The 6,186-nt window shown below is 55.1% G+C and carries 6 protein-coding genes; all 6 read right to left on the bottom strand.

Features of this window, described 5'->3' with window-relative positions; translation table 11 throughout:
- Positions 1–430: 430 nt before the first annotated feature.
- Complete coding sequence (locus tag JKK62_RS16935; protein WP_201428948.1) at positions 431–1,213, bottom strand: zinc ribbon domain-containing protein; 783 nt, start codon at positions 1,211–1,213, stop codon at positions 431–433.
- Positions 1,214–1,400: 187 nt separating this feature from the next.
- Entirely contained in the window at positions 1,401–3,170 is a 1,770-nt protein-coding gene (gene aspS, locus JKK62_RS16930; RefSeq protein ID WP_201428947.1) for an aspartate--tRNA ligase, read from the bottom strand.
- 36 nt (positions 3,171–3,206) lie between these two features.
- Complete coding sequence (gene hisS, locus JKK62_RS16925; RefSeq protein WP_201428946.1) at positions 3,207–4,502, bottom strand: histidine--tRNA ligase; 1,296 nt, start codon at positions 4,500–4,502, stop codon at positions 3,207–3,209.
- A 163-nt stretch (positions 4,503–4,665) separates the two neighbouring features.
- On the bottom strand, positions 4,666–5,061 hold the full coding sequence (locus JKK62_RS16920; protein WP_201428945.1) for a methylglyoxal synthase: 396 nt from the start codon (positions 5,059–5,061) through the stop codon (positions 4,666–4,668).
- A gap of 54 nt (positions 5,062–5,115) precedes the next feature.
- On the bottom strand, positions 5,116–5,862 hold the full coding sequence (locus tag JKK62_RS16915) for a septum site-determining protein MinD (protein WP_201428944.1): 747 nt from the start codon (positions 5,860–5,862) through the stop codon (positions 5,116–5,118).
- 134 nt (positions 5,863–5,996) lie between these two features.
- Positions 5,997–6,186 (bottom strand): penicillin-binding transpeptidase domain-containing protein (locus JKK62_RS16910; protein WP_201428943.1); only part of this gene is annotated, 190 nt, incomplete at its 5' end.

Genomic DNA, 6,186 nt, shown 5'->3' with positions numbered 1-6,186 from the left:
ACCCATAGTAAAAACTCCTTTTTATAACAGATTAGAGAAAAATATTCTCCCATTATCTATAGTTTAATATATATTGCTTTAAATTGCAAGAGGAAAATTAGTTGGTAGTTGGTAGTTGGTAGTTGGCAGTTGGTAGTTGGTAGTTGGTAGTTGGCAGTTGGTAGTTGGTAGTTGGTAGTTGGTAGTTGGTAGTTGGTAGTTGGTAGTTGGTAGTTGGTAGTTGGTAGTTGGTAGTTGGTTGTTGGTAGTTGGTGGTTGACAGTTGGTGGTTGGTGGTTGACAGTTGGTGGTTGGTAGTTGGTAGTTGGTGGTTGACAGTTGGTGGTTGGTAGTTGGTGGTTGACAGTTGGTGGTTGGTAGTTGGTAGTGAAGGGTCGCTTCGCTCCGATTTGTATTTATCTGGCAGTCACCGCAGTTAGCTGCCGGCTCATCAGTACGGCGAGCTGGTGGTCTTGTTTTCCTGAATGTACTCAAAGCTCCACGAGCGGACGTTGATTTCGCGGATACCGGTGCCGCAGTAGTTGCAGTATTTCTGACCGAGGTTCGTGATCGGCGCGCCGCAGTTCGGGCAGTTAACGCCCATAGCGGTGGTCATCGACGAAACGCTCATCTTGTCGGGATCCTGCGCGTAAACGAGAGCCACGTCAAAGAGCTTCTGCGACTTCTTCTCGCTGTTGCCCATAACCACCTTGCCGTTTGCGTCGGTAACGTAGTCGTACATTCCGACGGCGGCGTTGAACAGTATCGTCACGGTGGGGCCGTTCTTGAGGTAACGCGCGATTTCCATCTGATGAACAGTTACCTCGCGGTGCTCGTGAACGTAGTCCTTAGCCTCAAGCTCGTGTATCAGACCGATAACCGTGTTGCGGATCGACTGCGAGCAGTCCGGCGAGAGCAGACCGTCGTCCTTCGCGGTGATGGCGGCAAAGTAGCTCTTGAGCACGCCCTCGACCCTGCCCTTGAATACGTCGTAGTCGAAATCGGGAAAGTCCTTCTGAATCAGCGGCAGGTAGATGTCGGTCATGCCGTGAACCGAACGTGCGGACTCGGTTGACCGCTCGATATCCTTCATCGCCTTGGCAAAATCCTTGGTGCCGAATGCCTCCTTGGAGAACCTTTGCAGGCGGTATTTTATGTACAGAAAAATTACCAGAACGGTAACTGCGAGCGCCGCGATTATAGCGAGCGGCACAATAATACTAGCCCAGCCCATTTGAACACGTCCTTTCGTTAGTCAGAGTTCAGAGTTAAGAGTTAAGAGTGGAGTGAAGGTCGTGCGGAAAGCGCGGTGTTTTGGAAAAATCGGCGCCCGACTGAATCAATATTGCGCGTGACCGTAAAACAATATAAATCGGGTGCGGGCAGCGCCCGCCGTTCACTTAACTCTCCGCTCTCATATCTCAGTCCGTCAGCGCGATTCCAAGCACGTCGAGGCTTTCCTTGTCGACGGGAGCCGGACATGCCGACATAAGCTCGCTGGCGTTCTGAACCTTCGGGAAGGCGGTAACGTCGCGCAGGCTGTCTGCGCCGCAGAGAAGCATGGTCACGCGGTCAAGTCCGATGCCCATTCCTCCGTGAGGCGGCGCGCCGTACTTGTACGCCTCAACAAGGAAGCCGAACTTCGCTTCGATCTCCTCGTCGGTGAGCTTGAGCGCGCGGAACATTCTCTGCTGCAGCTCGGGGTCTGTGATTCTCATCGAGCCGCTCGAAAGCTCCACGCCGTTGAGCGTGAGGTCGTACGCCTTCGCGATGACCTTCGAGGGGTCGGTGTCGAGGTACTGTATGCAGTCCTCCTTGGGCATGGTGAACGGGTGGTGCATGGCTACCCACTCGCCGCTTTCCTCGTCCTTCTCAAAGAACGGGAAGTCTACTATCCAGACGAACTTGAACTCGTCGGGAATGATATCGAGCCTCTTTGCGATCTTGAGTCTGAGTGCGCCGAGGGTCGAGAGAACAGTGCTGTTTTTGTCGGCAACGATAAGGATAACGTCGCCCTTCTCTGCGCCGAGACGGTCGTAAATCGCCGCAAGCTCGTCGTCGGTCATGAATTTTTTGAACGAGGCGTTAGGCTCGTCGACCCATCTCACGTAGGCGAGACCCTTTGCACCGATGCCGCGGACGTATTCGGTGAGCTTGTCAATCTCTTTGCGGGTATAGGTTGACGCGGCGTTCTTCGCGACGATCGCGCGTACTGAGCCGCCGTTTTCGATAGCTCCCGTAAACACGCCGAAGCCGCAGTCTTTGACGAGATCGGAGATATCCTGAATCTTCATTCCGAAGCGGACGTCGGGCTTGTCGGAGCCGTAGTTTTCCATCGCGTCGGCGTAGGTCATGCGCGTAAAGGGAGTCTCGAGCTCCTGACCGAGAACCTCTTTGAAAAGACGCTTGAAGAAGCCCTCGTTGATCTCGAGGATGTCCTCGACGTCGACGAACGAAAGCTCCATATCGATCTGGGTGAACTCGGGCTGGCGGTCTGCGCGGAGATCCTCGTCGCGGAAGCAGCGCGCAAGCTGGATATAGCGGTCAAAGCCCGAAACCATCAGCAGCTGCTTGTATATCTGCGGCGACTGGGGCAGGGCGTAGAATTTGCCGTTGTGGATACGCGAGGGAACGAGGTAATCGCGCGCACCCTCGGGGGTGGATTTGATCATCATCGGGGTTTCGATCTCGACAAAGCCGTTTTCGGCAAAGTAGTCGCGCGCAACCTTTGAGATCTTGCTGCGCATCATGAGGTTGTTGAGCAGCGGACGGCGGCGCAGGTCGAGGTAGCGGTAACGAAGGCGAAGCTCCTCGTTTGTCTCGCTTTCGTCTACGATCTCGAAGGGCGGAGTCTGCGCCTTTGAGAGAACGCGGAGGTCGCTGACTGTGACCTCGATCTCACCCGTGGGAATATCGTAATTTTTCGCGGAACGCTCGCAGACCGTACCCTTGGCGGCGAGGACGAACTCACCGCGGCACGCGAACGCCTTTGCAAAAATCTCTCTGTCTGTTTTATCGGTAAAGGCGAGCTGTACAATACCCGAGCGGTCGCGCAGATCGATGAAGATCAGCTGACCGAGGTCTCTGCAGCGCTGAACCCAGCCGCAGACGGTGACCTCCTTGCCTACGTCGGAGATCCTGAGGTCTCCGCAGTAATGTGTACGCTTCAAGCCTGTCATATATTCTGCCATGTTATTATTCCTCCGTAGATTGTTAAAAGGCGCGGTTTAAATTCCAAACGCCTTGTCGCTTGCCAATTGCAGCACCGAGAATTTCTCGGCAAAGCTTTCGTCGAGCGCAAGCTCTGTCTGCTCGCCGCTCTCCATGTTCTTGACCTTAGCCTTGTTTTCGGCGATCTCGTTGTCGCCGAGCACCATCGAGTAACGCGCGCCGATCTTGTCGGCATACTTCATCTGGGCGCGGAGACCTCTGCCTACAACGTCGGTTTCGGCGGTCAGACCGCACTCGCGGACGCGCTTGAGCAGCTCAAACGCCTTAGCCTTTGCTTCGTCGCCCATCGTGGCGATGTAGAGAGCGCAGGAGCTTGTGTCGGGGATCTCGATTCCCTGAGCGTCCATGACCATCAGCAGGCGCTCAAGTCCCATCGCGAAGCCGAGCGACGGAGTGTGCTTTCCGCCGAGCTCCTCCATAAGTCCGTCGTATCTGCCGCCGCCGCAGACGGTGCCCTGTGCGCCTATGCAGTCGGTGACGAACTCAAAGACGGTCTTGGTGTAGTAGTCGAGACCGCGCACGATTGTGGGGTTGACGGTGTATTCAACGCCTGCGCAGCCGAGATATTTCTGAACCTCAGCAAAGTGCGCCTCGCACTCCTCGCAGAGGTAGTCGGTGATTTTGGGAGCGTCCTTTGCGATTGCCTTGTCCTCGGGACTTTTGCAGTCGAGCAGACGCATGGGATTTTTCTCAAGACGGCTCAGGCAGGTGGTGCAGAGCTGCCCGCGGTAGCCGCCGAAGTAGTCGCGCAGCGCCTGATTGTACTTTGCGCGGCATTCGGGACAGCCGATGGAGTTTATCTCAAGCCTTACCTTGTCAAGACCGAGTCTGTCGAGAATCGACTGCGCCGCGCAGATAAGCTCCGCGTCGGCAACGGGAGACTGCGTGCCGTACTCCTCAAGACCGAACTGGTGGAACTCTCTGAGTCTGCCTGCCTGCGGCTTCTCGTAGCGGTAGCAGGAAACGAAGTAGCTCGCCTTTATCGGCAGACCCTCGTTTTCGAGGTTGTGCTCAAGCACCGCTCTCGCCGCGCCCGCGGTACCTTCGGGACGCAGGGTAACGCTCTCGCCGCCCTTTGTGTCGAAGGTGTACATCTCCTTCTGAACGACGTCGGTCGTCTGACCCACGCCGCGCGCGAAGAGCTCTGTGTGCTCAAAGACAGGCGTGCGGATCTCCTTGAAGCCGTATGCCTTCGCCTCCTCGCGCATGACGCCCTCGATGAACTGCCAGCGGTAGCTCTGACGGGGCAGCACGTCCTCGGTGCCCTTGATTTTCTTCGTGATTAATGCCATGATATACCTCCATATAACCTGCAAAGGGCGCACCACCGTGCGCCGCTGCAAATTTCCCATATACATAAGTATCGGGCGACATTACGCCGCCCGACGCTGAATTAACCGTTTTGATTTGCGAGGCAATGCGTTTGCGCATGCCGAAAAGAGCGCAGTGCCGCGCTTACTTGAGGATGTTTCTCCAGTCGAGATCGCCGCGCTCAAGGCCGTGGATAAGCACCTCGGCGGTGGCGATATTGGTTGCGACGGGCACGTTGTGCATATCGCAGAGTCTGAGCATATTCATATCGTTAGGCTCGTTGGGCTTGGGGCTGAGCGGATCGCGGAAGAAGAGGAGCATATCGACCTCGTTGCACGCGATGCGCGCGGCGATCTGCTGGCTGCCTCCCTGAGAGCCGGCGAGGAACTTTTGGATCGACAGGCCGGTTGCTTCGGATACCATTTTACCCGTTGTGCCGGTGGCGCAAAGGTTGTTGCGGCTGAGCGTGCCGCAGTACGCGATGCAGAACTGCACCATTAATTCTTTCTTTTCATCGTGAGCGATAAGCGCAATATTCATATCCAAAATCCTCCAAACACTACAGAATTATCTCAAATTATCTAAATCATAAAATCATAACATACCCTTGAGCACAAGGGGACACGGCGCACCCTCTACGCGCCGGGCGAGTCTTTCGAACGGGGCGAACGAGGAACCGCTTTCAACGCCTGCTGCGCCCTTTTGCATGACGATCGAAATGTTGATGTCAAACGGCACGAGCGAAATGAGCTGAGTCTGAGCCGCGTCGATGACCGCGTCGAGGTCGGGATAAAACCCGAGCTTTTTGAACACGCGCTTGTCGAACCTGTTGATAACAAGACGCGCGTCGCCGATTCCGAGAGCCTCAAGACGCTTGCGCACCTTGACCGCACCGCGGACGCTGGTGGGTTCGGCGTTGGTAACGATAAGCGCGCGGTCGGCAGGAGCGGCAGCCGTAACGAAGCCTGAGCCGATGCCCGCGGGCGAATCGATAATCACGTAGTCGAAGCCGCCCTTGACCGCGTCTACCAGCTGACGGAAAACCGAGGGACTGAGCTCGTTCTCCGCGTCAAAGGGAGCCGCCATCAAAAAGAGATTATCGTTGTTTTTACTTTTGTAGACCGCCTCGCCGAAGCCGCAGTTGCCGCAGACGGCGTCGGACGCGTCAAAAAGAATATCCTGCTCAATGTCGAGCATAATGTCAAGTCCGCGCATACCGCAGTCGCAGTCGATCAGCAGCACTCTTTTGCCCTGTTTGACAAGCGAAACCGAGAGGCAAATGCAGACGGTTGACTTACCTGTGCCGCCTTTGCCGGACGCCACAACGATTACATTGTTCATAATTACAATACCTCTTGTCTATTCTAACACAAAATTTCCAAAAGAGCAACAAAAGCGGAGGATTTTATCAAACAAATTTTTAATATTTATTTTGGGCATAGTGCTTAATAAGTCCGAGCAAACTCACGTAGTTATTAGTTATTAGTTTTGGGTGAATTTTCAAAATATGCGCTGAGCATATCCTTTGCCGTGCGCATGGCGAATTTTGTGTTCGCGCCGTGCTCGATTATCACCGAGACCGCGACCTCGGGCTTTTCAAACGGCGCGAAGCAGATGAACGCCGCGTGGTCGCTTCCGGCGTTTTCGGCGGTGCCCGTCTTTGCA

This window comes from Ruminococcus difficilis (assembly GCF_016680995.1).
Note: the sequence above shows the minus strand (reverse complement) of the source record. Positions and strands in the feature narration are given on the sequence as shown.

What these genes read in the sequence shown, in the direction of transcription:
- JKK62_RS16935 (WP_201428948.1), bottom strand. Translation starts at nt 1,213, where the DNA reads ATGGGCTGGGCTAGTATTATTGTGCCGCTCGCTATAATCGCGGCGCTC.
- aspS (WP_201428947.1), bottom strand. Translation starts at nt 3,170, where the DNA reads ATGGCAGAATATATGACAGGCTTGAAGCGTACACATTACTGCGGAGAC.
- hisS (WP_201428946.1), bottom strand. Translation starts at nt 4,502, where the DNA reads ATGGCATTAATCACGAAGAAAATCAAGGGCACCGAGGACGTGCTGCCC.
- JKK62_RS16920 (WP_201428945.1), bottom strand. Translation starts at nt 5,061, where the DNA reads ATGAATATTGCGCTTATCGCTCACGATGAAAAGAAAGAATTAATGGTG.
- JKK62_RS16915 (WP_201428944.1), bottom strand. Translation starts at nt 5,862, where the DNA reads ATGAACAATGTAATCGTTGTGGCGTCCGGCAAAGGCGGCACAGGTAAG.